Source organism: Pseudoalteromonas sp. SR44-5 (assembly GCF_014163675.1).
Taxonomy (GTDB): Bacteria; Pseudomonadota; Gammaproteobacteria; order Enterobacterales; family Alteromonadaceae; genus Pseudoalteromonas; species Pseudoalteromonas rhizosphaerae.
Window position 1 is genome coordinate 18,390 of record NZ_JACJDT010000022.1, and the last position, 23,139, is coordinate 41,528.

Genomic DNA, 23,139 nt, shown 5'->3' on the forward strand with positions numbered 1-23,139 from the left:
GGCACTATAGCCAAGTTTGGGTGAATAAAATACACATTAAATAGATTTTTTTACTGTAATACCAAGACGTTTGGCTAATCGCACTAAGTTAGCGCGATCAACTTTTAATGTTCGTGCTGCACTGGCCCAGTTGTAATTATGTTGTTCTAGCTGTTGGCTGATTAAATGCTGAGTAAATGTATCCGTTGCTTGTTTGAGCGAGAAATTTTGTTTATTTATGTTATTGTTATCGGCAGTTGTTAATGCGACAGGCGTTGGGTTATTTGTACTTAGGTTAAGTTCACAATGAGCAGGTTCAATAGTAATTATTGCTTGCTGCCACTGGCTTTGTTTGGCTTTTAATGCTGCACGGCTGATCACATGCTCAAGTTCTCGCACATTTCCCGGCCAGTCATATTGAGTGAGTAGTAGTTGCGTTTCGACGCTGAGTTTGAGTTGTTTGATAGCTAGCTTACGGGCTGTTCTTTCAACAAAGTAACCTGCAAGTAAAATTACATCGTTTTCGCGTTGTTTAAGTGGCGCAACGTTGAGCGGGTAAACACTTAACCGATGATATAAATCGGCTCGAAAACGCCCTTGAGCGACTTCGTTTTTTAAATGCCTGTTTGTAGCCGCAATAACCCTTACATCGACGTATTTTACTTCATCTTCACCAACCGTTTGGATTTCACCACTTTGTAAGACGCGCAATAGTTTACTTTGCATGGCAAGTGGTAGTTCACCAATTTCATCTAAAAATAAGGTGCCACCATCAGCCAGCTGAAACTTGCCTTGACGTGCATTATGGGCGCCGGTAAATGCGCCTTTGGCGTGGCCAAAAAATTCACTTTCGGCGAGGTTCTCTGGTAATGATGCACAATTCAAGTGAATTAACGGCATTTCGCTACGCTTTGAATGAAGATGGATATTGCGTGCTACTAGCTCTTTACCTACCCCGGTATCACCTTGGATCAAGACACTAAACTCAGAAGCCGCCACTAGTTTTATATCGCTTCGAAGGGCTTGCATGGCCGTGCTTTGGCCGATGATCTCTGCACCATCGCGGGTAAGCGCTTCGCGGTTTAGCTCTTGCACTAAAGCGCTACTATGTTGCGCGTGGTTTTGATATTGCTGCAGTTTTAATACAGTATGCAAATGCGCGGTGCAAAGCGTACCTAGTTGAGTAAATAGCTCAAGGTCAAAACTGTCGAATGCATTTGCATCGAGACTGTCGAGGGTGATCACCCCGAGTAAGTTATCGTCGCTATCAAGTAGAGGGATGCCTAAGCAAGCATGAACAGGAATATCGCCAGCTTTGCTCGATAGTAAACCGTCGTACGGATCAGGAATTGGGCAATCATGGGCAAACTGTAATGGTTGCTTAGCGTTGCAAATGGCATGTAAACGTGGATGCTCGTTTATTACAAAGCGTCGTCCTAGGGTGTCAGGCGTCAGTCCATGAATAGCTTGTGGTTTTAACACATCGCCTTGTAAGGTAAGCAGTGCAATAGCGTCACTGGGTATTACTTGTTTGATACACTGAATTAACTGCTGAAAAGGCTGCTTTTGGTCGCTCACTTTAGCAAGCACAAGGGCGACATTAAGTAAGCTTTGTTTATCTACCATGTCAAAATGACTCCAATGTGTTTTTATCTTATTTAAAGGTGAGTCATAAAGACTTTTTTGTCAATAGCAAAATAGTTAATATGTTGAATAATAAGCAGTTTAAATCTTGGCTCGGCTTGTGCAATAGCGTGTTATAAATACCTAGATAGATGAGTCTAATACGCTGATGCGAGCAATCAATTTAACCGAACCAATGCCCAAAAAAATGCGTTTTTATCAAGTCAGTCAATGGCCGTTATGGATGTTAGCATTTCGGCCCTACTTTTTAGGAGCTGGCTTATTGGCCGTTTTGTCGATTAGTTATTGGTTACTCATTTTAACAGGCCATGCCAGATGGCAATTGACTATGCCAGCAACACTTTGGCATGCCCATGAAATGATGTTTGGCTTTGCAGGCGCTGTAGCTGTGGGGTTTTTATTAACCGCAGCACAAACTTGGAGCGGGGTTGCGAGTATTAATGGTCGTAAATTGATGTTGCTAACCCTAGTGTGGCTAGCAGCTCGTGTTGCGTTTTTTATTACCAGTGCAGGTATTGAAAACTTTAGTTTATATGCGGTGTTATTGTTCCAATTGCTTTGGTGGTTAGGTGCAGTTATGGCGCTGGCTAATATGCTCCTTAAAGCTGGCAATAAAAATAACTACCAATTTTTACTGATGCTAAGCGCATTGTGTGTGCTCAATATTATTTATTTATGCTTAGCAATACAACAAAACATGCTACTTGCATTGGCAGTCGCCGATACCGCAGTACTAGTAATGACCTTACTTGTCGGTGTGGTGGCTGGGCGGGTATTACCTTTTTTTACTGCTCGTGGTCTTGGTTTAGCGGAGCAAGTGCGTACTCCTCGTTTAGATAAAGTGCTGCTTTACAGCTCATTGTTTGCTGTCACGCTTTATTTTATCAGCCAATTATTTATAGCAAGCGTTAATCCTGGTTGGGCATTGGCTGTTGTTGCTGTAGTGCATTTAAGTCGCTCATTGTTGTGGTGGAATAATCAAATACTCAAAGTACCACTGTTATGGTCGTTGCACTTCTCTTATCTAGCTCTTGGGCTTGGTTTAGTATTGCTTGCGCTGAGTTTTTACAGCTCGGTTATTTTGTTTAAAGACGCGCTGCATATGATCACTATAGGTACGATTGGCATGATGATCTTAGCGATGATGACGCGGGTATCTCATGGTCATACTGGCCGCCCTTTAACTATTCCTCACTTTATGGCTGTGGCGTTTGCTTTAGTGTTTATTGCAGCAATTATTCGTTCGTTATTACCTGTTGTTATTGGGCCACACATCGCATGGCAGCTGAGTGCTGTACTGTGGATCGTGGCATTTTTATTGTTCTTATTCCACTGTATTCCTATTTTAACGCGGCGTCGTGTTGATGGGCGTCGTGGTTAAAGGAAGTTGTATGTTATCTGATAAAACCATTGAAATAGTAAAAAGCACAGCGCCTTTATTGGCGCAGGCGGGCACCGTTGTCACGGAGCATTTTTATAACCGGCTGTTTAGTCATAACCCTGAGCTGCAGGATATTTTTAATATGGCCAATCAACGTAGTGGCCGTCAGCAATTTGCATTATTTAATGCCTTGGCTGCGTATGCTCAAAATATTGATAATTTAGCCGTATTAAAAGAGGCGCTGGCACGCATTAATCATAAGCATACCAGCATGCATATTTTACCTGAGCATTATCCAATAGTTGGCGGACACCTGATTGGCACTTTAAAAGAATTGCTCCCTGAGCAATTTACAGCTGAAGTTGAATATGCATGGCGTGAGGCTTACGCACTACTTGCTGATATTTGTATTACCGAAGAAGCGGCGCTATACGAGCACAGTAAAAATAACCACGGTGGCTGGTCGGGTACTAGAGCATTTGTTATTGCTAAAAAACAGCCTGAATCAGAGTTAGTAACCAGTTTTACTTTAGTGCCAGTCGATGGTAAAGCGGTAATGACTCATAAACCAGGGCAGTATTTAGGTATCAAAGTAAAACCAGCTTATACACAGTATAGTGAGATACGCCAATACTCTATTTCTCAGCAAAGTAATGGTGAAAATTACCGTATTAGCGTGAAAAAAGAGTTATTGCCAGCAGCGGGGATTGTATCTAATTATTTGCACTCACTTGATGTGGGCAGCGTTGTGGAGCTTTATCCACCGGCTGGAGACTTCTTTTTACGCGCAAATAAAAAACCTGTGGTATTAATTTCTGCGGGCGTTGGTCAAACACCGATGCTGGCAATGTTACAAACATTATTATGTGATACATCGAATCAAGCGGTCACCTATTTACACGCCTGTGAAAATATCCTGCAGCATTCATTTAGTCAGTTTTTGGCGGAGCAAGCCGCGGCGCATACTCGATTAAATTACTACACTTGGTTTAATCAAGGTGGCGAGGGAGCTGAGTTTACTGGATTGATGAATGTCAGCGCTGTTGCTGAGCAGCTACCGCTTGAAGAAGGTGATTTCTACATCTGTGGCCCAACGGGGTTTATGGCTGCAATTAAACAGCAATTACTCGTATTAGGAGTCGCTGCTGAGCGTATTCACTACGAGGTGTTTGGCCCACATCAAGATATTTAATGACGAAACTAAATGCAGGTTTTAAGTGAAAAGGCGCGAAATGCGCCTTTTTTATGGTTTTGGCTACTTAAAGTACAGCATTGCTATTTTTCGCTGCTAAAGCTTGGTTTTGCCATGCGGTAAATAATTTTTGTTGCTTGTCGGAAATTTTTAAACCATAGGTTTTTTGCATATAAAAATAAGCATCGGCAATGCGTTTTCGTGCATAAAAGGGCGGCTCTACCACACGCTGTTTAAAATCTACCTTTACCTGGCAGCGACCATATTGGCTTGCATTACCTGCAATCATGCCAAAGCTGTAATTAGATCGGTCTGCGTTTATTTCACCAATTGCCGGAGCGAGATTATTTATATCAGCTTCCATTTTCCGAAATTGCGCACTGACTTTAATGCAATTTTTTCGGCCGCCATCTTGCCAGCATTGTAGCTGGTGACCAAATTCCCATGCAGACACAATATGTTCCCACTCAATCCGAGTTGCGCGCGCATTTGGTTTGCCTGAACGAGTAACCGCATTGCGAGGCACATAACCACATGCATTTGGGTCGGGCACCAGTTTTTTACCTTGGCGTTTAATATTACAGCCACAATAGAGGCTGGTGGCGTTATCAGGAAGGGTTTTGATGAGGTGTTTTTTTGCGCTGTAAAAACTGGTGAATTGTTCTGCATAAAGGTTAAAACTCACACAACACAATACCAGCGCAATAATTAAATGCGGCATATCCAATCACTTTAGTGAACTACAGGAAGCGCTAGTTTAGAGCGATTATTCAAAAAGTAAATCGCTTAACTGTGTGATGTAGTGGGAATTTTAACTCATCTCTAAGGTAAGGTTAGCTACTTGGGCGACGGGAAGTACGTTTTCTAAAACGGATATTCTGTAGTAATAAAATAAAGCCAGTTAAACAAAACAATACGCTACTGGCTGCAAAACTTATTAATAATGGGTTATTAAAATCTTCACGTTGCTCATAGTCCATTATGTGTAACATCCAGAAAAAATCGAAAATTCGCCAAATTGTGCTGCGAACAGTAATAACTTGGCCGCTATCAGCGGATAAATATAGTGTGGTGTTAAACGTATCGTCAAAATTTACTTGCCAAATATTTTCTTTAAAGCCAACTTCGCTAGTACCTTTAGCTAGTTTGATCACGTCTGTTACTTGCGCATTGATTAATAGATGAGCTTGGGCATTGGCAATAATTTGCGCTTTACTCGGTGCTACCAAAGGACGGCCAGTAACTCCGTTAAAGCTGTACTCACCGTTACTGTTGCTCACAATAATGGTAGGGATTGTTAAAAAGTGACTATAACTAATTTGTCTTGGTTGAGTAATTTTTGCAACGATATTATCAACTGAGGCTAGATAATCAGCTTGTTTGAATGGGTTATTTAATTGCCGCGCAGCTAAATGTTTACCGTGAACTTTTTCAAGCGGTATAGCACTCATAATTAAACCACCGAGTAACCATGCAAAAATTTGTAGCGCTAATAAGTAACCTAACCATTTGTGAAACTTACGCGCATGTTTAAAAATGCGTTTATCCATAGTGACTACCTGTTTGTTATTAGTGCGGTATTCTATAAATTATATTGAGTTTGCCAATGTGGCAAATTGTCGCATCAACAAAATAAAACTAGCTACTCTAGATTTGGTATATACGCAAAATTAGGTTAAAGTTTGCGTTGTTATTAACGCAGGGTAAAAATGAAACAATGTCGGAAATTCAATTTTTAAATGTAGATCTAGAGCTTGAATCAAAGCAAGATATTAGTTTGTTAGTTGCAGACTTAAAAAAAAGTGCTGTGGTTTTGCATTACGATAAAGATGAGTACCGTCAACTAGCACGTATTGAGTCTAATGAAGACGTTATCTCACCAGATAAAGCGATTAACCACTTATGTGAGTTAATTGAATCTTGCTCACGCAATGCATTAAAGCAGTGGTTATCATGCTCAAAGCGCACCTTTGATATTGGCTTTGAATCAGGCACTTCGCCAAAATGCTTTAATCAAGCGCTCAGTGCCGATACTTTATTGCGTATTTCTGCTATTGGCGCAGGTATTGAAATTACAATTTATCCACTTTCAAGTTAGCCTTTTCGCTCTACAATTGCTGCGGTCATTCTTGATACGCAGCACAGTTCTCCACGACTATTGGTGATTTTTATTTCCCATACGGATGTACGCTTGCCTAAGTGTAGTGGTGCTGCTATCGCGGTTAATATACCATTACGTGATGCTTTTAGATGATTGGCATTGATCTCCTGGCCAACACAATAAAACTTTGTAAAATCAACAGCAAAGTTTGCAGCATAACTCGCCACCGTTTCTGCAAGTACAACATTTGCGCCGCCATGCACCATACCCATAGGGTTATGATGAGCTGGGATCGCGGGCATCGTTGCTACTAAATAATCATCGCCTATTTCACTTATTTCAATGCCCATGGTTTTCATCAATGTGCCTTGACCACTTATGCCGTCATCAAGTTGCTTACATTGTGCTAGGGTGATCGGTTGATACCAAATACTCATCTGTCTACCTCACTAAGTTATTTACTAAATCAGTCTACACTTTTAAACATTTTCCTACAGTTAAGATCATAAAAATAGATAAAATGTACCTATATTATCTAACTGTTAATGGATCTTAAGGATGAAAGTAAAGGTATTTGGATGTGGTGCAATATTATTAATGAGCCTTGTTGCTCAGCCGCAGGCTGTTGCTAGTACCCAACATCAACTCGATATTGGTTTTACCGATTTAGCTGGTTTAGATGAATCTTTTTTAGGCGCACGGTATCGATATTTTGCGCAAGATCTTGAATCTTTGACTGGTCCATACGAGCTAAAAGCGTATTTAAATCAAGTCAATAATTATGCTATTGGTGGGTTTGCTAATGATGATTTTAGCTATTTAAATGCCGATGCTGCCATCTATGGTCCCGCAGGATTAGTTATTAGTGCCAGCGCGCAGCGCCTCTGTGAGGATAATAGCTATTGGCAAAATACTGATTATTTAGTGAGTGCCGCTGTTGGTAAGCAAATGAATGAACAGTTACAACTAGGGTTCAATGTATATTACAGTCGCTTAGAGCGCCATGATATGTGGTTTGGCAAAGATAATGAAAGAGTCGCGGTTGAATGGACTTATGCTCCTTATGTTCGTTGGACAAATATAGTTAGCAATCAAGGTTGGGATTTAGAGCTAAAGCAATTGGCAGGGCGTTATCGTTATGTGCAGGGGCAGGCGGTTTATTATGTAAATCAAGCATGGTCAGTGGGAGTCGTTGCCAATATTCGGAATCAGAAAAATCTAAAAGACAACTATGAACTGCAAACGCAATATTGGTTTAATCAACATGTAGCATTAAAGTTTGGTCTTGGATCTGCGCTTGATTCTGGAAGTGGTTTAAATAGTATGAGCTTGTTATTAACGGCGCGATTTTAAGCCAATTTATATTTGCGATTTTCAGATAACTGTATATACTCACAGTTAAATGTACTGTATGGAAAACCAGTTGTATGCGCCCATTAACGAATCGCCAAGCTCAAATTCTCGAACTTATTAAAGTTTTTATTAAAGATACCGGTATGCCGCCAACCCGTGCTGAGATTGCGCAAACGTTAGGTTTTAAAAGTGCTAATGCAGCGGAAGAACATTTAAAGGCATTAGCGAAAAAGGGCGTTATTAAAATGAAGCCCGGTGCTAGTCGAGGTATTCAGTTAGTTGAAGAGGATGAGCCGGAACAACTTGGTTTACCTCTAATAGGCAGAGTTGCCGCTGGTGAGCCTATTTTGGCAGAGCAGCATGTTGAAAGTCATTGCAAAATAGATCCACTCTTGTTTAAACCGGCTGCTGATTTTTTACTGCGTGTGCAAGGCATGAGTATGAAAGACATTGGTATTATGGATGGCGATTTATTGGCAGTACACAGCACTCAAGTTGCTGAAAATGGCCAAGTGGTGGTTGCCCGTGTTGATGACGATGTAACAGTAAAACGCCTTGAAAAAGCAGGTAAAAAAGTTTTTTTACATGCTGAAAATGATGAATTTTCACCGATTGAAGTGGATCTTGAACATGAATCTTTCAATATTGAAGGGTTGGCTGTTGGGGTGATCCGCAACGCTGATTGGATGTAAATTTTTTGATCTATATTTTGCACCAAATTGGTGAAGTTTGGTGCATTTAATTTTTTACCGCTTTAATGGCTAGATTTTATACTTAGCTATAGCGTCCTAAGCCCTATCAAATCTACTTACCAGCTACTTTTAGCCCTCTAATATTATCCCTAATTACAAAATAACGCGCTGATTTTTAGCTGTTATTTATGCACCAAAAAAGAATTTAATTGCTCTTAAAACTTGCTAATTGTTCATTTTTTAACTAATTGGTTAATACACTGTGTTAACAGCTACTTTAAAAGTCTAACAATTTTGCTCAATAGCATAATTTAGGGTTGCGTTAATATTCAGTAACAATAAAAAATAACGAATTGGCGCGAATAAAGCTGTGCCGCCTTTTCGCTTTGCGTTTTGCAATAGCATTTAAAGGAGCCGTCACATGGGTAAATTGAGCTCTACCTTGTGGCTTATATTGTTTGTTCTACCGCAGCAAGTATTGGCTAATAGCCAGTTTAATATGCGTAAGGGCGTAACAGATATAAGTAATGATGTTTATCAGCTGCACATGACAATATTTATTATATGTTGTGTGATTGGGGTCATCGTGTTCGCCGTGATGTTTTGGGCACTGATCCACCACCGTAAATCTAAAGGGGCAAAACCAGCCCAATTTCATGAAAGTACTAAAGTTGAAATCCTTTGGACGGCAATCCCATTTGTGATTTTAATTGCCATGGCTGTTCCCGCCACTAAAACCTTAATTTCGATGGAAGACGCCAGTAAGGCTGATCTCACCATTAAAATTACTGGTTCTCAATGGAAGTGGCATTATGAGTATATGGGAGAAGATGTTTCTTTTTACTCTATTTTAGCTACCCCGCAAGAACAAATTACCAACCAAGCAGATAAATCAAGCACCTATTTACTAGAGGTTGATAAACCTTTGGTGTTGCCAATTAATCAAAAAGTACGATTTTTAATGACCTCAGACGACGTTATTCATTCTTGGTGGGTGCCTGATTTTGCAGTGAAAAAAGATGCTAACCCTGGGTTTATCAATGAAACTTGGACCAGAATTAATGAAGAGGGCATTTATCGAGGGCAATGTGCAGAACTATGCGGAAAGGATCATGGCTTTATGCCTGTGGTGGTTGAAGCTAAATCTGAGCAAGCATTTGCAAACTGGCTGAGCGAAGCTAAGCAGGCAAAAGCAAACGCTGCAATTGCTGATGCTGCATTATTAGATCAAACATTACCAAAAGAAGAATTAATGACACTCGGCGAGCAAGTCTATATGGCCAGTTGCGCTGCGTGTCACCAACCAACAGGTATGGGCTTACCGGGGGTTTTCCCGGCGCTCAAAGGCAGTCCGGTAGTATTAGGAGATATTAAAGATCATATTGATGTAGTGCTTCATGGTCGCCCAGGTACCGCTATGCAAGCATTTGACAAGCAGTTATCAATCAAGCAGCTAGCAGCTGTGATCACCTATAAGCGTAATGCATGGGGCAATGACACTGGGGATGTAATTCAACCGAGTCAGATACAAGCCGCGATTGATGCAACTTCGGAGGCTAAATAATGAGTAGCGTAACAGAGCAACAACATGATCAAGCTGCACACCATGATGGACATCATCATCCTGCGAAAGGTTTTAAACGCTGGCTTTATACTACTAACCATAAAGATATCGGAAGCTTATATTTAATTTTTTCGTTGACGATGTTTTTAATTGGTGGCGCCATGGCGATGGTGATCCGCGCAGAGTTATTTCAACCTGGCTTACAGTTAGTAGAGCCTCACTTTTTTAATCAAATGACCACAGTACATGGCTTGATCATGGTCTTTGGTGCCGTTATGCCGGCCTTTACAGGATTGGCTAACTGGATGGTACCACTCATGATTGGCGCACCAGATATGGCATTACCACGGATGAATAATTGGAGCTTTTGGATTTTACCTTTTGCTTTTATTATTTTACTGGCATCCCTATTTATGCCAGGTGGTGGCCCGGCATTTGGCTGGACTTTTTATGCACCACTGTCAACAACTTACAGTAACGATAATACCGCATTATTTGTTTTTGCTATTCACATCATGGGTATTAGTTCAATTATGGGCGCAATCAATGTGATTGTAACTATCGTTAATTTACGTGCGCCAGGTATGACTTGGATGAAGCTGCCGCTGTTTGTGTGGACATGGCTTATCACCGCTTTTTTATTGATTGCTGTGATGCCGGTATTGGCCGGTGCTGTGACTATGGTATTGACTGATAAGTATTTTGCAACCAGCTTTTTTGATGCTGCTGGGGGCGGTGATCCGGTGATGTTCCAGCACATATTTTGGTTTTTTGGTCACCCTGAAGTGTACATTATGATACTGCCAGCCTTTGGCATTATCTCGACTATAGTGCCGACCTTTTCACGTAAAAAATTATTTGGTTATGCCTCTATGGTATATGCCACATCTTCGATTGCTTTACTGAGCTTTATAGTTTGGGCGCATCATATGTTTACCACAGGTATGCCTGTTGCTGGCGAATTATTTTTTATGTATGCCACTATGCTGATATCGGTGCCAACTGGGGTCAAAGTATTTAACTGGGTAGCCACCATGTGGCGTGGTTCGATTAGTTTTGAAGTGCCTATGTTATTTAGTATTGCGTTTATTGTGTTATTCACTTTAGGTGGTTTCTCTGGGTTGATGCTGGCGATTACTCCTGCTGATTTTCAATACCATGATACTTATTTTGTGGTGGCGCATTTTCATTATGTGTTAGTGACTGGGGCGATATTTTCAATTATGGCCGGGGCGTATTATTGGCTGCCAAAATGGACGGGAAATATGTTCAATATCACCTTGGCTAAATGGCATTTTTGGTTGTCGTTAGTGAGCGTGAATGTATTGTTTTTCCCTATGCACTTTGTTGGTTTGGCCGGTATGCCGCGCCGGATTCCTGACTACGCACTGCAATTTGCAGACTTTAACGCGATTATTAGTATTGGTGGCTTTGCTTTTGGTTTATCACAATTGTTATTTGTGGTTGTAGTATTTAAGTGTGCACGAGGCGGCGATAAAGTGCCCGCCAAAGTGTGGGATGGTGCTGAGGGTTTGGAATGGGAGGTGGCATCTCCTGCGCCTTATCATACTTTTGAAACGCCACCGGAGATTAAGTAATGAGTCATGCACCACTGCTTAAGCGCTTAGTTTTAATATGTCTTGGCATGTTCGCTTTTGCGTTTGCTTTGGTGCCGTTGTACGACGTTTTTTGTGATGTAACAGGCCTTAATGGTAAGCCTTCGTTAGAGCAAGCAAAGCAAAGTACGAGTGTTAATGAGGCACGAGAAATCGACGTAAGCTTCACAACTCATGCGCAAAGTGGAGCGCCATTTGAGGTGCAATCACATGAGTATAGTGTGGTAGTAAAGCCCGGAGCTATGCGCGAAGTGCTGTTTAGAGCAAAAAATACCAGTAATGAAGATAAAGTCATGCAAGCTGTACCGTCGGTGTCTCCAGGCAAAGCAGCTAAGTATTTGCATAAAATGGCTTGCTTTTGTTTTGATCAACAACTTTTGAAAGCAGGTGAAGAAGTGGAATTTAAACTGCTTTTTTATGTTGATACGCAATTACCTGAAGATGTTGAAGAGTTAACTTTGTCTTATACCGTGTTTGATATTAGCGGGCAGATAGTGGCTAGTAATTAGGTTGCCAAGCTAATAGCTAATTAGGAGCAAACAAAATGGATAAAAATTACGAAAAATATTATGTTCCCGCGCAAAGTCCGTGGCCAATAGTTGGCGCATTTGCGATGTTTTTTATTGCTGTTGGTGCAGGTCTTACTGTAATGCAAGCAAGCAGCGGCGGTGGTGCTGGCCATTATGTACTTTACGCAGGAATTGGTGTGTTGCTGTTTATGCTATTTCGCTGGTTTAAAAATGTCATTGAGGAGTCTGATCAAGGCTTATATTCAGCACAAATGGATCGCTCGTTTCGTCAAGGTATGAGCTGGTTTATTTTCTCTGAAGTAATGTTTTTTATGGCTTTTTTCGGTGCCCTTTTTTATGCCCGGATGATCTCTGTGCCTTGGCTTGGCGGCGCCGGAAATAATGCCATGACCAATGAGGTACTGTGGCCTACTTTTGAAGCAATCTGGCCATTAGTTACTACACCCGGTGGTAGTACGACACAGGCTATGGGTTGGCAGGGATTGCCGCTGATCAACACATTAATATTACTAACCTCGTCGGTTACCTTACATTTTGCTCATGTAGGCATGGAGAACAATAAGCGTGGGCCATTAAAAGTATTTATGGCACTGACAATCGTATTAGGGGTCTGTTTTTTAGGGCTGCAAGTCGTAGAGTATATGCATGCTTATCAGGATTTAGGACTGACCTTAGATGCTGGCGTATATGGCAATACTTTCTTTTTACTAACCGGCTTTCATGGCATGCATGTGACCTTAGGAACTATTTTATTATTAGTCATGCTGATCCGTATTTTAAAGGGCCACTTTAGCCCAGATAAACATTTTGCGTTTCAAGCCGCAGCTTGGTATTGGCATTTTGTTGATGTGGTGTGGTTGTGTTTATTTGTGTTTGTATATGTGCTGTAACTTTATCAATTGGTGATGAGTTACTGTGGATGAAACCTAGTTTAAGGGCTGCAATAACAACCACTAAGACGATAACAGAAAACAGCACACGACGGCCTAAATAGTGAGACATAGGCCGTCCATCTGTTTTACCCGATACCATAATAAATAAGGCACGGAACAAGTTAAAAAGTATAAATAGTAGCAACAGTACGATAATAATTTTAATAATCACTGGGTCACCTTTATGCAGTTAATTTTATGGCGTAAACAAAAGCTTAGCTCAATTATTACCATTTGCGTGGTAACCATTGTGGTATTGGTATGTTTACGCCTAGGGTATTGGCAATTACAGCGAGCTGAAAGTAAAACTGAGCAATTAACACAAATAGCAGCCCTGCAAAGTCAGGGAGTAATGAGCTGGCAGCAAATGCAGCAACTGCCTAGTGATTGGAATAAAACGGGCTTGCAGATAAGTATCTCTGGAGTGCTAGATACGCAGCAATATTGGTTGTTAGATAATCAAGTTTACCAAGGTCAGGTTGGCTACGATGTACTTACCTTGCTGCGTTTACAGCAAAGTAAGCAAACTCTGTTGGTGAATTTGGGTTGGGTTAAAGCACCACTTACTCGCCAGCAACTCCCTAGTATAAACCTACCATCGACTCCTTTGGCAATGACCGTGCAATTAAAGCAAGGAAAGCTCAGTGGCTTTACTTTGCAAGATGCACAACACAAGACGGATACAGCATGGCCCAAGCGCGTACAAATTATCGATTTAGCATTGTTTTCACAGCAAACAGGTCGCGACATGATTGACTTTATTGGTTATCGGCAAGGTATCGCGGATGAGATTGCTGCGCCGCATTACCAAGCTGTGGTGATGAGCCCCGAAAAACATCAAGCCTACGCAGTGCAATGGTTATTGATTGCGATTGCCTGCCTTGTTATTGCTGTATTTGCTTTTAAAAAGAAGGAATTACAATGAAAAACAATCCGTTATTAATATTTATTGGCTGTTGTTTAGTGCCTTTAATACTGGCGTATTTGGCGTTAAAGCTTGAGTGGATACCTAGTGCATCGAGTAATAAAGGGGAATTTTTAAAACAGGAAATAAAACTACAAGATTGGAAAAAAACGGAGCATAAACAATGGACTATTGCTTTAAATCACCCAGCACAATGCCAACAAGCTTGTGCACAGCAGTTACAAGCACTAGAGAACCTCTACATCGCTCTTGGTAAAAATCAAGGTAAAGTCGATGTAGCCATCCTTGGCCAGACACAGCAAAAAGAGCTGCCATGGCGTCAGTTACCTGAGGTTGATGTACTGCAACCAGCTAGTTTATATCTAATTGATCATATGGGCTTAGTGGTCTTGCAGTATCCTTACCATAGTGAGCCACAGCAAAACCGTTTGACTCAAAAAGGACTGTTAAAAGATTTAAAAAAATTACTTAACTATTCGCGTTCTAGCTAATTTAAGGAGTGCCAATTATGTATAAAAACTATAAACATTTGGTATTAGCCACTTTTATGTTATCGATCTTAGTTGTTGGCTTAGGGGCTTATACGCGCTTGAGTGATGCCGGATTGGGTTGTCCGGATTGGCCCGGTTGCTATGGCTTTTTGACGGTACCCAAGCATGAGGCTGATTTAGCCCATGTAGAGCAAACCTACCCAGATATGATGTTCGAAACCGCTAAAGCGTGGAAAGAAATGATCCATCGCTATTTTGCCGGCACGTTAGGTTTACTTATTTTAGCGTTATTTATATTGGCTTTATTAAAACGTCAATATCCAACCACGCCAATTAAATTACCCTTACTATTACTAATACTGGTGGTGTTTCAAGCGGCTTTAGGGATGTGGACCGTCACCATGAATTTACAGCCGCTGATTGTATTGGGGCACTTATTAGGTGGATTTAGTATTTTATCATTGGTTACATTATTGTATTTACGGCTAACGGCAAAACCAATTTTTGGCGGCGACGCCCCAGCTCGGCGTTACTTTAAACTTAGTCTAGTCGCATTAGTGGTGTTGGTATTGCAAATAGCGCTAGGCGGTTGGCTTGCTGCTAATTATGCGGCGCCGCACTGCAATGGCTTGCCATTGTGTAGTTACGGACAGCCGTTTTCATTGAGTAGTGTATTTCAGTTGCCATTAGAGCAAAGTACTTATGAATATGGTGTACTTTCACAGCAGGCTAGAATGTCGATCCATTTATTACATCGAATGTGGGCGTTAGTTACCTGTGTAGTATTAGCGCTGATCATGTGGCGCATTTATAGCCGTGCTGTGTCGAGAAAAATAAAGTATTGTACAGTCTCCGTATTGGTCGCGTTGCTGTGTCAAATTTGTTTGGGCTTGGCGGTTGTGCACTGGCATTTCCCGCTCGGCGTTGCGCTGGCACATAATTTAATGGCTGCCATACTATTGTTAACAGTCGTTCGTTTATGTTTTTACTTAAAAGCACGTACATAGGGGCAGTTATGACACCATTAATAGCAATAACAAAGTTAGCACCTAGCCAAATTAGCGGCTTAATAAATGATTATTTAGCGATCAGTAAATTTAAAGTAGTCGCGATGTTGGTATTAACAGCATGGGTTGGTTTAGCGCTGGCACCCGATGTTGGTCGTGGTATTGGCGTACAGTTTATTAGTTTACTGGGGATTGGCTTGTTATCCGCAGCAGCTGCGGTGATCAATCATGTGGTTGATAGCGAAATAGATAGCAAAATGGCACGTACACGCCATCGGCCAGTGGCGAAGGGGCGGTTATCTAAACTGCATGCTTTAAGTTTTGCCGCTGTTATTGGGGTGAGTGGTTTCATTATGTTGATGATCTGGGCTAATACTTTAACCGCTGTATTAACCTTATTTGCGTTAGTTGGTTATGCGTTTATTTATACCTCCTTTTTAAAGCGTGCAACGCCACAAAATATTGTTATAGGAGGACTAGCAGGGGCCATGCCGCCGTTGTTAGGGTGGGTATCTGAAACTGGCCATATGGCAGCTGCTCCTTGGTTATTAGTGATGATCATATTTACTTGGACTCCGCCGCACTTTTGGGCGCTGGCAATTGCTCGCAAAAGTGATTACGAACGCGCTAAGATCCCCATGTTGCCAGTCACTCATGGTATTGATTTTTGTAAAACCTGTGTAGTTGCATACTCTATTTTATTGGCTTTGGTATGTGTATTGCCTTATTTAATTGGTATGTCGGGGCTCATTTATTTAATTGCTGCGACATTACTTAATGGGATTTTCATCTATAAAGCGGTAAAACTAAAAATAGCGGGGAATGACGATAAAGCAATGGATTTATTCCGTTTTTCAATTATTCATTTAATGATACTCTTTGTCGCCTTATTTATAGATAAATGGTTCGTTATATGAATAGCTTAGCAGTTAAGCGTGGGGGGAGAGTGTGGTTGGCGTTAAGTTTATTGCTGTTAACAGCTTGTAGTGACAGCGCTATGCCTGACGTTGAAGCTTTGGTATATGAACAAGCCAAACCTTTGAGTGATTTTACTTTACAAGATCAAAATGCTCAGCCAGTAACTAAGCAAACATTGCAAGGTCAATGGAATTTAGTGTTTTTAGGTTATACCAGTTGCCCAGATATTTGCCCTCTGACATTAGCTAAACTCAATGGTGTTTATAAAGCGTTGAAAGATGAATACCCATTACAAATTTGGTTTTTAGCGGTCGATCCAAAACGCGATACAGTCGCTAAACGTAAAGCCTACATTGATTATTTTAATCCTGATTTTTTAGCGGTCTCAGGGGAGCATAAAGATTTATTCCCACTAGTTAGAGAGCTAGGTTTAATTTACGCAATTAGCAATAGTGATGAGCAAGAATATGCCGTTGACCATAGTGCTTCAATTGCGATGGTTGACCCTCAAGGAGCGGTAAGAGCCATATTTAAACCTGAATTTAAACAAGGCAGTGTGCCGTTAATTAATGCTAAATTATTAATAACTGAGTTTAAACAGATTGCGGATCATTATTAATAGCATAAGTATACTTTAATTCTTTTCGAGGAGCGATGAGCTCCTTTTTTGTTTTTCTTTTATCCCCCCTGTAAATAATTTCACTCTTTTTTCAACGCATTTATGGCATTTTTACTAACTCAGTCTAAGCTTTTGTTATGAATTGGTTAAACATGGAAAGTGCGAACAATATGATGAAGCTTCCCGCTGAACTAGCAATCACCCAAGTTGAAAACTTACACCAAGATTTATTACAAGAATTACACCGCAATGATGATGTTTGTTTAGACATTAGTGAAGTTGTACGCGTAGATACTGCCTCTATTCAACTATTGTGTGCTCTGCAAAAGCACTTGCTGTGCGTCCATCACAAAATTATTTGGGTTGGGCAAAGTGAGCCTTTAAAAAATGCCATTAGTCGCTTAGGCCTAAGTGAATATCTGATACTTGAAAATGTAGATTAAGGGGTTCATATGAAAAGAATTTTAGCCGTGGATGATTCGGCATCAATGCGTCAAATGGTGAGTTTTACACTGAAAAAGGCGGGTTTTGATGTCACTGAGGCAAAGGACGGAAGTGAAGCACTTAGCATCGCAAAACAACAAGGTTTTGATGCTGTTATTTCAGATGTAAACATGCCAGTGATGGATGGTATTACTTTGATCAGGGAGTTACGCACCTTACCAAACTATAAATTTACGCCATTGCTAATGCTAACAACAGAATCAGGTATGGACAAAAAAGTAGAAGGGAAAGCTGCTGGTGCAACAGGCTGGATAGTTAAACCTTTTAATCCTGAACAGTTATTAGCGGTTTTAAAAAAAGTAATTCGCTAATCTAGGGGACGGGGTATGAGTATAGATTTAAGTCAATTTTTTGAAGTCTTCTTTGAGGAAAGTTTTGAAGGCTTAGATGCGATGGAAGCTGAGTTATTAAACTTAGTACCTGGCGAAGAAGATTTAGAAACAATCAATACCATTTTTCGTGCTGCGCATTCTATCAAAGGCGGCAGTGGTACATTTGGTTTTAACTCTGTGTCTGACTTTACTCATGTGCTAGAAACCCTATTAGATCAAATTCGTGAGGGGAAACGAGAGCTTACCGCAGAGCATGTTAACCTATTACTTAAATCTGTTGATTGCTTGCGGGAGTTACTTCGTGGCTTACAAGCAGAGCAAGAACCTAATTTAGAAGAAGCAATTGCACTGAGAATTAAGTTTGAACAGATTTTAGGAGTAAACCAAGCCGAACAAAATAAACTGGAAGTCACTGCTAGCCCCGCTCAACTTGCGCTAAACACCTATCAGATTGATTTTAAACCACATCATCATTTATTTAAAACAGGCAATGAGCCACTTTATATGATCAGTGAGTTGGCTGAATTGGGCGATTTAGAGACTCAAGCTTTCAATAATGAGATCCCTGACATTGCTGATTTAAGTCCCGACGATTGTTTTTTATCTTGGCGATTCTTTTTAAACACAGCAAAAGATGAGAGTGCGATTCGAGAAATATTTGAGTGGGTTGAAGATGATGCTGATATTACCATCGCGTTGTGTGGAGGGTTATTTGCTGATGATGATGCGCAAATTACAACACCTGATGTAATTGAGGAAAACTCTAATTCAACTTCAGCCCCTGCAGTTGTCAATGTTGCTGCGGTTAAACCAATAAAAAAAGGCACTGCGGTCAAAGCAAGCACTCCAGCTGCAGAATCTACTTCAATCAGAGTAGGCATAGATAAAGTTGATTCATTGATCAATATGGTTGGAGAGCTGGTTATCACTCAAGCCATGTTGAGCCAAATTGGTCAACAAGAGATCACCGAAGCGACTATCGCCTCTTTGCAGGAAGGCTTAGCGCAATTGGCCCATAACACTCGTGATTTACAAGAAAATGTAATGCGTATCCGAATGCTGCCAATCAGCTTTGTATTTAGTCGTTTTCCGCGTTTGGTGCGAGATATTTCGCAAAAACTGAATAAGCAAGTTGAGCTAAAACTGTTAGGTGAACAGACCGAGCTTGATAAAACCGTAATGGAAAAAATATCAGATCCTATGGTGCACTTAGTACGAAATTCGCTGGATCATGGGCTAGAAACGGTTGAACAGCGCCTTGCTGCAGGTAAAGACCCAGTCGGTACAGTCACACTTAATGCATTTCACCAAGGTGGCAATATTGTTATAGAGATCATGGATGACGGACAAGGCCTTAATACTGTAAAGATTAAACAAAAAGCGGTTGCTAATGGGCTCGTAAGCGAAGCTGATGAGTTAGATGATGATGAAATTAATGAGCTCATTTTTATGCCCGGTTTTTCAACCGCAGATGAGGTAAGTGACATATCCGGACGTGGTGTTGGTATGGATGTGGTCAGGCGTAATATCCAATCACTTAATGGCTCGGTTGAAGTGTCATCTGCTGCAGGTGTTGGGTCTACCTTTACTATTCGCTTGCCACTTACTCTGGCTATTTTAGATGGTCAGTTAGTGAGGGTTGCAAAGCACACCTATATTATTCCATTAATATCTATTGTTGAATCATTACAAATTGATATCAATAAAGTCAGTCGAGTGGGTAAAGACTTAGACGTACTTAGACTGCGTGATGAATACATTCCTATCTTGCGTTTATACAGTATTTTCAATCATCAAGGTGCGATAGAAGCGCTTGATAAAACCTTGTTAGTGGTAGTTGAAAGCGATAATCAAAAAATTGGTTTGTTAGTTGATGATTTATTGTCACAGCAACAAGTAGTGATTAAAAGTTTAGAAGCTAATTACCAAAAAGTAGATGGCGTGTCAGGTGCCACTATATTAGGGGATGGTCGGGTTTCGTTGATTGTCGATATCAGCGGCTTAATTAAATTATCAGGATTAAGAAAACCCGGTAGCCAAGAATTGATTATTGAATCGCAAGCTAACTTGGAGGCTTCATGATCTCTGCGCACAGCGAATTAAATAACAAAATAATGCTTGAACAGGGCCAAGGAGTTAAGCAGTTTTTAACCTTTATTATGGCTGATGAAGAATACGGTGTTGATATTTTAACTGTTCAAGAAATTCGTAGTTGGGAGGAGATCACCGAGATCCCGAATGCCCCAGATTATGTAAAAGGGGTGATTAATCTACGTGGCACCATAGTACCTATTTTAGATCTTAGATTACGGTTTGGCTTAGCGACGATTGACTATGGACCGTTAACAGTGGTGATCGTAGTGAAAGTAATTTTTGAGCAAAATAGCAAGATTATGGGAATGGTAGTCGATGCCGTATCTGATGTTTACAGTATTGTAGAGCAAGATGCGAAGACGGTGCCTAACTTTAGCGGCTCAGAGAATGCTGAATTTATCGCAGGGTTAGTGAATGTCGGTGAGAAGATGGTCGCGTTATTGGACCTGCAAAAAACAATGGATATTTAGCCAAATACTAAATATAGCAAATGGTGATCAACAAGAAGGTGATGGGCATGGGGTGGTTTAGTAATTCTAAAAAATCAAATAATGATTTAATCGTTACGGCATTAAATAAGTCACTTGCGGTGATTGAGTTTGAGCCTAGCGGCATAATTATTACGGCGAATAATAACTTTTTAGATGTAATGGGTTACCCCTTAGAAGAAATTCAGGGCCAGCATCATTCAATATTTGTATCTAAAAAAGAAGCTCAGAGCAGTGAATATAAAAGCTTTTGGCAAAGCTTGAAAGGCGGAGAGTTTATTGCTGATGAGTTTAAGCGGATCAGTAAAAGTGGCAAAGAAGTGTGGATCCAAGCAACTTATAACCCCGTTAAGGATGAGCATGGAAATGTTATAAAAGTTGTGAAATTTGCCAGTGATATTTCGGCGCAAAAGATGGTCGCTGTTGAAGCTGCGGAGCAAATTGCTGCTATTAGTAAATCTCAAGCGGTGATTGAGTTTGATTTAGATGGCAGCGTGTTGACCGCGAATGACAACTTTTTGCAGACATTTGGTTATCAGTTAGAGGAAATAGTCGGACGGCATCATCGTATATTTATTGAGCCTGAGGTTGCTAAAAGTGAGCAATACCAACTGTTTTGGCAAAAATTAGGCCGTGGTGAATTTGACTCCGGTGAGTATTTACGTATTGCTAAAGATGGCAGTGAAGTATGGATCCAAGCATCTTATAATCCAATATTTGATCTCAGTGGCAAACCTTATAAGGTGGTTAAATATGCGACAGACATCACAGCTCAAAAAGAATTAGAAAAAGAATCAAAAAGGGATGCTGATCTATCGAGCGCATTAACGATCTGCCAGGCGAGTGTGATGATGGCAGACAATGATTTACAGATAGTGTTTGCTAATAATCAACTAAAACAAATGCTCCAAGCCAGACAAGGTGAGCTGCAGAGTGTACTAGGTGATTTTTCCGTCAATAGTATAGTGGGCTCAAGTATTACGGCATTTTTTGAAAATACAGCACAGCAGGCTCAGTTGTATACAAACTTGACCGACTCTATTGAATCAAAACTAGAAATTGCATCGTTAATTTTTAATATTATTGCGACCCCTTGGTTTAATAAAGAAGGTAAACGATTAGGAACTATAATTGAGTGGCAAGATTTAACCGAAAGTATTAAAAAAGCGACTGCTGAAAAACGTGCTGCTGAAGAAAATCTTAGGGTGCGTCAAGCCCTGGATCGAGTTGCAACAAATACCATGATTGCAAATACTAAAAACGATATTATTTATATGAATGAAGCAGTGCAAAATATGATGCGCAACGCTGAGCAAGATTTACGTCGCGATTTACCTAATTTTGATAGTAGCCAGTTATTAGGGCAAAACATTGATGTATTTCATAAAAATCCAGCGCATCAACGCAATCTGTTAAGCAAGCTAACCGATACTTACAGTGCAGAGATACTGGTTGGCGGGCGCACTTTTGGTTTAGTTGCTAACCCTATTTTTAACTCAGAAAATGAACGAATCGGCACTGTGGTGGAGTGGGAAGATCGAACAGCCGAAGTCGCAATAGAAAAAGAAATTGCTGACTTAGTCAGCTCTGCACGCAAAGGTAATCTAGACGCTCGTGTTACAGAGCAAGGTAAGGGCGGTTTCTTTTTACGTTTAGCTAAAGGTCTAAATGGTTTAATTGGTATTGTTGATGATGCTGTCACCGGTACTGCTAATATGCTTGATGCGATGGCCAATGGTGATTTATCAAAACGGATAGAGCAAGAGTATCAGGGGTCGTTTGAAAAACTCAAGCGTGATGCCAATACCACGGCTGATAAATTAACGGAAGTCATTAATCGTATTAATACCTCGGCAACCTTAGTGGCAAGTGGGGCAGAGGAAATATCTCAAGGCAACGCTGATCTAAGCCAGCGTACAGAAGAGCAGGCCTCATCGCTTGAAGAAACAGCATCTAGCATGGAGGAAATGACCAGTACAGTACGTCAAAATGCTGATAATGCAAAAGTGGTTAATGAATTAGCAGAAGAAACGCGCGACAAAGCGCAGCAAGGGGGCGAAGTTGTTAATCGCGCGGTGATCAGCATGTCGGCAATTAATGAGTCGAGTAAAAAAATTGCCGATATTATTAGCGTGATTGACGAGATTGCCTTTCAAACTAATTTATTAGCTCTTAATGCCGCTGTTGAAGCTGCTAGAGCTGGTGAACAAGGGCGTGGCTTTGCTGTCGTTGCCGGCGAAGTGCGTAATCTAGCGCAGCGTTCCGCGGGGGCTGCAAAAGAAATTAAAGAGTTGATCAGAGATAGCGTTGGTAAAGTTGAAGATGGCACTTTATTAGTTAATGAATCAGGAGCCACTTTAAAAGAAATTGTTATTGCAGTACAAAAAGTAACTGAAATGATATCTGATATTGCAGCAGCATCCGAAGAGCAAAGTTCAGGTATTGAGCAAGTCAACAAAGCTATTTCGCAAATGGATGAAATGACCCAGCAAAATGCGGCCTTAGTTGAGCAAGCATCCGCGGCCAGCGAGTCAATGTCAGAGCAAGCGAATGATATGACCCGGTTACTGAACTTTTTTACTATAAGTCAGCAAGACGCTGTAATTAATACTGCATCAGTAACTCCTACTACCGCGCCACCACGTAGTAATAATATCCGTAGTAAAGCGCGAGGTAATAACTTTGCTAATTCAGCTGATGAATGGGAGGAATTTTAACGTTTTTTGCAATCGGATTACTAGTTAAGCCTCTGTACTTTGAAAAATCCAGAGTCTTAA

General features: G+C 40.8%; 24 protein-coding genes. 19 read left to right on the plus strand and 5 right to left on the minus strand.

All coding sequences use genetic code 11. The annotated features are described in order from the left end of the window. Positions 1-36 precede the first annotated feature (36 nt). A complete protein-coding gene (gene norR, locus H5154_RS12945) occupies positions 37-1,605 on the minus strand; it encodes a nitric oxide reductase transcriptional regulator NorR (RefSeq protein ID WP_182718537.1) in 1,569 nt (522 codons plus the stop codon). 166 nt (positions 1,606-1,771) lie between these two features. Here norR and H5154_RS12950 point away from each other — a divergent pair, with 166 nt between their 5' ends. Together H5154_RS12950 and hmpA are read left to right on the plus strand one after the other, a co-directional pair. Further along, positions 1,772-3,004: an NnrS family protein gene (locus H5154_RS12950; protein ID WP_182718538.1), complete on the plus strand. Its 1,233-nt coding sequence runs from the start codon at positions 1,772-1,774 to the stop codon at positions 3,002-3,004. Between the two features lie 10 nt (positions 3,005-3,014). Next, positions 3,015-4,196: an NO-inducible flavohemoprotein gene (gene hmpA, locus H5154_RS12955; protein WP_182718539.1), complete on the plus strand. Its 1,182-nt coding sequence runs from the start codon at positions 3,015-3,017 to the stop codon at positions 4,194-4,196. A gap of 67 nt (positions 4,197-4,263) precedes the next feature. Here hmpA and H5154_RS12960 read toward each other — a convergent pair whose 3' ends face one another. Both H5154_RS12960 and H5154_RS12965 read right to left on the minus strand, forming a co-directional pair. Beyond that, entirely contained in the window at positions 4,264-4,917 is a 654-nt protein-coding gene (locus H5154_RS12960) for an endonuclease (protein ID WP_145242452.1), read from the minus strand. 112 nt (positions 4,918-5,029) lie between these two features. Beyond that, a complete protein-coding gene (locus H5154_RS12965; protein ID WP_182718540.1) occupies positions 5,030-5,746 on the minus strand; it encodes a hypothetical protein in 717 nt (238 codons plus the stop codon). A gap of 167 nt (positions 5,747-5,913) precedes the next feature. Here H5154_RS12965 and H5154_RS12970 point away from each other — a divergent pair, with 167 nt between their 5' ends. Further along, positions 5,914-6,294, plus strand: a complete 381-nt coding sequence (locus H5154_RS12970; protein WP_145242456.1) for a hypothetical protein — start codon at positions 5,914-5,916, stop codon at positions 6,292-6,294. On the opposite strand, the gene H5154_RS12975 is transcribed toward H5154_RS12970, so the two are convergent. Beyond that, on the minus strand, positions 6,291-6,734 hold the full coding sequence (locus H5154_RS12975) for a PaaI family thioesterase (protein WP_182718541.1): 444 nt from the start codon (positions 6,732-6,734) through the stop codon (positions 6,291-6,293). The two genes, H5154_RS12970 and H5154_RS12975, sit on opposite strands and share 4 nt — an antisense overlap. 121 nt (positions 6,735-6,855) lie before the next feature. On the opposite strand from H5154_RS12975, the gene H5154_RS12980 reads away from it, so the two are divergent. The 6 genes from H5154_RS12980 to H5154_RS13005 all read left to right on the plus strand — a co-directional run bounded on the left by H5154_RS12980 (position 6,856) and on the right by H5154_RS13005 (position 12,942). Then, positions 6,856-7,650 carry a hypothetical protein gene (locus tag H5154_RS12980; protein WP_149980421.1) on the plus strand — a complete coding sequence of 265 codons (795 nt, stop codon included), beginning with the start codon at positions 6,856-6,858 and terminating at the stop codon, positions 7,648-7,650. A gap of 74 nt (positions 7,651-7,724) precedes the next feature. Further along, a complete protein-coding gene (lexA, locus tag H5154_RS12985) occupies positions 7,725-8,342 on the plus strand; it encodes a transcriptional repressor LexA (RefSeq protein ID WP_145237778.1) in 618 nt (205 codons plus the stop codon). Positions 8,343-8,763: 421 nt separating this feature from the next. Continuing rightward, positions 8,764-9,906 (plus strand): cytochrome c oxidase subunit II, encoded by a 1,143-nt coding sequence (gene coxB, locus H5154_RS12990; protein ID WP_182718542.1) that lies wholly within the window; start codon positions 8,764-8,766, stop codon positions 9,904-9,906. Further along, positions 9,906-11,504: a cytochrome c oxidase subunit I gene (gene ctaD, locus H5154_RS12995; RefSeq protein ID WP_145237784.1), complete on the plus strand. Its 1,599-nt coding sequence runs from the start codon at positions 9,906-9,908 to the stop codon at positions 11,502-11,504. Before coxB ends, ctaD begins: the two co-directional genes overlap by 1 nt. Further along, positions 11,504-12,031: a cytochrome c oxidase assembly protein gene (locus tag H5154_RS13000; RefSeq protein ID WP_182718543.1), complete on the plus strand. Its 528-nt coding sequence runs from the start codon at positions 11,504-11,506 to the stop codon at positions 12,029-12,031. Before ctaD ends, H5154_RS13000 begins: the two co-directional genes overlap by 1 nt. Positions 12,032-12,066: 35 nt before the next feature. Then, positions 12,067-12,942 (plus strand): cytochrome c oxidase subunit 3, encoded by an 876-nt coding sequence (locus tag H5154_RS13005; RefSeq protein ID WP_182718544.1) that lies wholly within the window; start codon positions 12,067-12,069, stop codon positions 12,940-12,942. On the opposite strand, the gene H5154_RS24045 is transcribed toward H5154_RS13005, so the two are convergent. Beyond that, entirely contained in the window at positions 12,842-13,156 is a 315-nt protein-coding gene (locus H5154_RS24045) for a DUF2909 family protein (protein ID WP_145237795.1), read from the minus strand. The genes H5154_RS13005 and H5154_RS24045 overlap by 101 nt on opposite strands. A 12-nt stretch (positions 13,157-13,168) precedes the next feature. Here H5154_RS24045 and H5154_RS13015 point away from each other — a divergent pair, with 12 nt between their 5' ends. The 10 genes from H5154_RS13015 to H5154_RS13060 all read left to right on the plus strand — a co-directional run bounded on the left by H5154_RS13015 (position 13,169) and on the right by H5154_RS13060 (position 23,079). After that, positions 13,169-13,909, plus strand: coding sequence for an SURF1 family protein (locus H5154_RS13015; RefSeq protein ID WP_145237798.1), 741 nt, complete (start codon positions 13,169-13,171; stop codon positions 13,907-13,909). After that, positions 13,906-14,400 carry a transmembrane cytochrome oxidase associated protein gene (locus H5154_RS13020; RefSeq protein WP_182718545.1) on the plus strand — a complete coding sequence of 165 codons (495 nt, stop codon included), beginning with the start codon at positions 13,906-13,908 and terminating at the stop codon, positions 14,398-14,400. Before H5154_RS13015 ends, H5154_RS13020 begins: the two co-directional genes overlap by 4 nt. Positions 14,401-14,417: 17 nt before the next feature. After that, the gene (locus H5154_RS13025) at positions 14,418-15,407 is read left to right on the plus strand and encodes a heme A synthase (RefSeq protein WP_182718546.1); all 990 of its coding nucleotides are present in this window, start codon (positions 14,418-14,420) and stop codon (positions 15,405-15,407) included. 8 nt (positions 15,408-15,415) lie between these two features. After that, the gene (cyoE, locus tag H5154_RS13030) at positions 15,416-16,324 is read left to right on the plus strand and encodes a heme o synthase (protein ID WP_182718547.1); all 909 of its coding nucleotides are present in this window, start codon (positions 15,416-15,418) and stop codon (positions 16,322-16,324) included. Further along, positions 16,321-16,944 carry an SCO family protein gene (locus tag H5154_RS13035; RefSeq protein WP_182718548.1) on the plus strand — a complete coding sequence of 208 codons (624 nt, stop codon included), beginning with the start codon at positions 16,321-16,323 and terminating at the stop codon, positions 16,942-16,944. Before cyoE ends, H5154_RS13035 begins: the two co-directional genes overlap by 4 nt. Before the next feature lie 170 nt (positions 16,945-17,114). Then, on the plus strand, positions 17,115-17,387 hold the full coding sequence (locus H5154_RS13040; protein ID WP_149980677.1) for a lipid asymmetry maintenance protein MlaB: 273 nt from the start codon (positions 17,115-17,117) through the stop codon (positions 17,385-17,387). A gap of 9 nt (positions 17,388-17,396) precedes the next feature. After that, the gene (locus H5154_RS13045; protein WP_145237813.1) at positions 17,397-17,759 is read left to right on the plus strand and encodes a response regulator; all 363 of its coding nucleotides are present in this window, start codon (positions 17,397-17,399) and stop codon (positions 17,757-17,759) included. A gap of 15 nt (positions 17,760-17,774) precedes the next feature. Beyond that, positions 17,775-19,862, plus strand: a complete 2,088-nt coding sequence (locus H5154_RS13050; protein WP_182718549.1) for a chemotaxis protein CheA — start codon at positions 17,775-17,777, stop codon at positions 19,860-19,862. Next, positions 19,859-20,344: a chemotaxis protein CheW gene (locus tag H5154_RS13055; RefSeq protein ID WP_149980428.1), complete on the plus strand. Its 486-nt coding sequence runs from the start codon at positions 19,859-19,861 to the stop codon at positions 20,342-20,344. The genes H5154_RS13050 and H5154_RS13055 overlap by 4 nt, the downstream gene beginning before the upstream one ends. Positions 20,345-20,391: 47 nt before the next feature. Continuing rightward, the gene (locus tag H5154_RS13060; RefSeq protein ID WP_182718550.1) at positions 20,392-23,079 is read left to right on the plus strand and encodes a methyl-accepting chemotaxis protein; all 2,688 of its coding nucleotides are present in this window, start codon (positions 20,392-20,394) and stop codon (positions 23,077-23,079) included. The last annotated feature ends 60 nt before the right edge of the window (positions 23,080-23,139 follow it).

Excerpts from the sequence above, each read along its gene's own strand:
- norR (WP_182718537.1), bottom strand. The coding sequence starts at position 1,605 with ATGGTAGATAAACAAAGCTTACTTAATGTCGCCCTTGTGCTTGCTAAA.
- H5154_RS13015 (WP_145237798.1), top strand. The coding sequence starts at position 13,169 with ATGCAGTTAATTTTATGGCGTAAACAAAAGCTTAGCTCAATTATTACC.
- H5154_RS13000 (WP_182718543.1), top strand. The coding sequence starts at position 11,504 with ATGAGTCATGCACCACTGCTTAAGCGCTTAGTTTTAATATGTCTTGGC.
- H5154_RS12950 (WP_182718538.1), top strand. The coding sequence starts at position 1,772 with ATGCGAGCAATCAATTTAACCGAACCAATGCCCAAAAAAATGCGTTTT.
- lexA (WP_145237778.1), top strand. The coding sequence starts at position 7,725 with ATGCGCCCATTAACGAATCGCCAAGCTCAAATTCTCGAACTTATTAAA.
- H5154_RS12970 (WP_145242456.1), top strand. The coding sequence starts at position 5,914 with ATGTCGGAAATTCAATTTTTAAATGTAGATCTAGAGCTTGAATCAAAG.
- H5154_RS12960 (WP_145242452.1), bottom strand. The coding sequence starts at position 4,917 with ATGCCGCATTTAATTATTGCGCTGGTATTGTGTTGTGTGAGTTTTAAC.
- H5154_RS13055 (WP_149980428.1), top strand. The coding sequence starts at position 19,859 with ATGATCTCTGCGCACAGCGAATTAAATAACAAAATAATGCTTGAACAG.
- coxB (WP_182718542.1), top strand. The coding sequence starts at position 8,764 with ATGGGTAAATTGAGCTCTACCTTGTGGCTTATATTGTTTGTTCTACCG.
- H5154_RS12980 (WP_149980421.1), top strand. The coding sequence starts at position 6,856 with ATGAAAGTAAAGGTATTTGGATGTGGTGCAATATTATTAATGAGCCTT.
- H5154_RS13020 (WP_182718545.1), top strand. The coding sequence starts at position 13,906 with ATGAAAAACAATCCGTTATTAATATTTATTGGCTGTTGTTTAGTGCCT.
- H5154_RS13005 (WP_182718544.1), top strand. The coding sequence starts at position 12,067 with ATGGATAAAAATTACGAAAAATATTATGTTCCCGCGCAAAGTCCGTGG.
- H5154_RS13040 (WP_149980677.1), top strand. The coding sequence starts at position 17,115 with ATGATGAAGCTTCCCGCTGAACTAGCAATCACCCAAGTTGAAAACTTA.
- hmpA (WP_182718539.1), top strand. The coding sequence starts at position 3,015 with ATGTTATCTGATAAAACCATTGAAATAGTAAAAAGCACAGCGCCTTTA.
- H5154_RS13025 (WP_182718546.1), top strand. The coding sequence starts at position 14,418 with ATGTATAAAAACTATAAACATTTGGTATTAGCCACTTTTATGTTATCG.
- H5154_RS13035 (WP_182718548.1), top strand. The coding sequence starts at position 16,321 with ATGAATAGCTTAGCAGTTAAGCGTGGGGGGAGAGTGTGGTTGGCGTTA.
- H5154_RS13050 (WP_182718549.1), top strand. The coding sequence starts at position 17,775 with ATGAGTATAGATTTAAGTCAATTTTTTGAAGTCTTCTTTGAGGAAAGT.
- H5154_RS13060 (WP_182718550.1), top strand. The coding sequence starts at position 20,392 with ATGGGGTGGTTTAGTAATTCTAAAAAATCAAATAATGATTTAATCGTT.
- ctaD (WP_145237784.1), top strand. The coding sequence starts at position 9,906 with ATGAGTAGCGTAACAGAGCAACAACATGATCAAGCTGCACACCATGAT.
- cyoE (WP_182718547.1), top strand. The coding sequence starts at position 15,416 with ATGACACCATTAATAGCAATAACAAAGTTAGCACCTAGCCAAATTAGC.
- H5154_RS13045 (WP_145237813.1), top strand. The coding sequence starts at position 17,397 with ATGAAAAGAATTTTAGCCGTGGATGATTCGGCATCAATGCGTCAAATG.
- H5154_RS12975 (WP_182718541.1), bottom strand. The coding sequence starts at position 6,734 with ATGAGTATTTGGTATCAACCGATCACCCTAGCACAATGTAAGCAACTT.
- H5154_RS12965 (WP_182718540.1), bottom strand. The coding sequence starts at position 5,746 with ATGGATAAACGCATTTTTAAACATGCGCGTAAGTTTCACAAATGGTTA.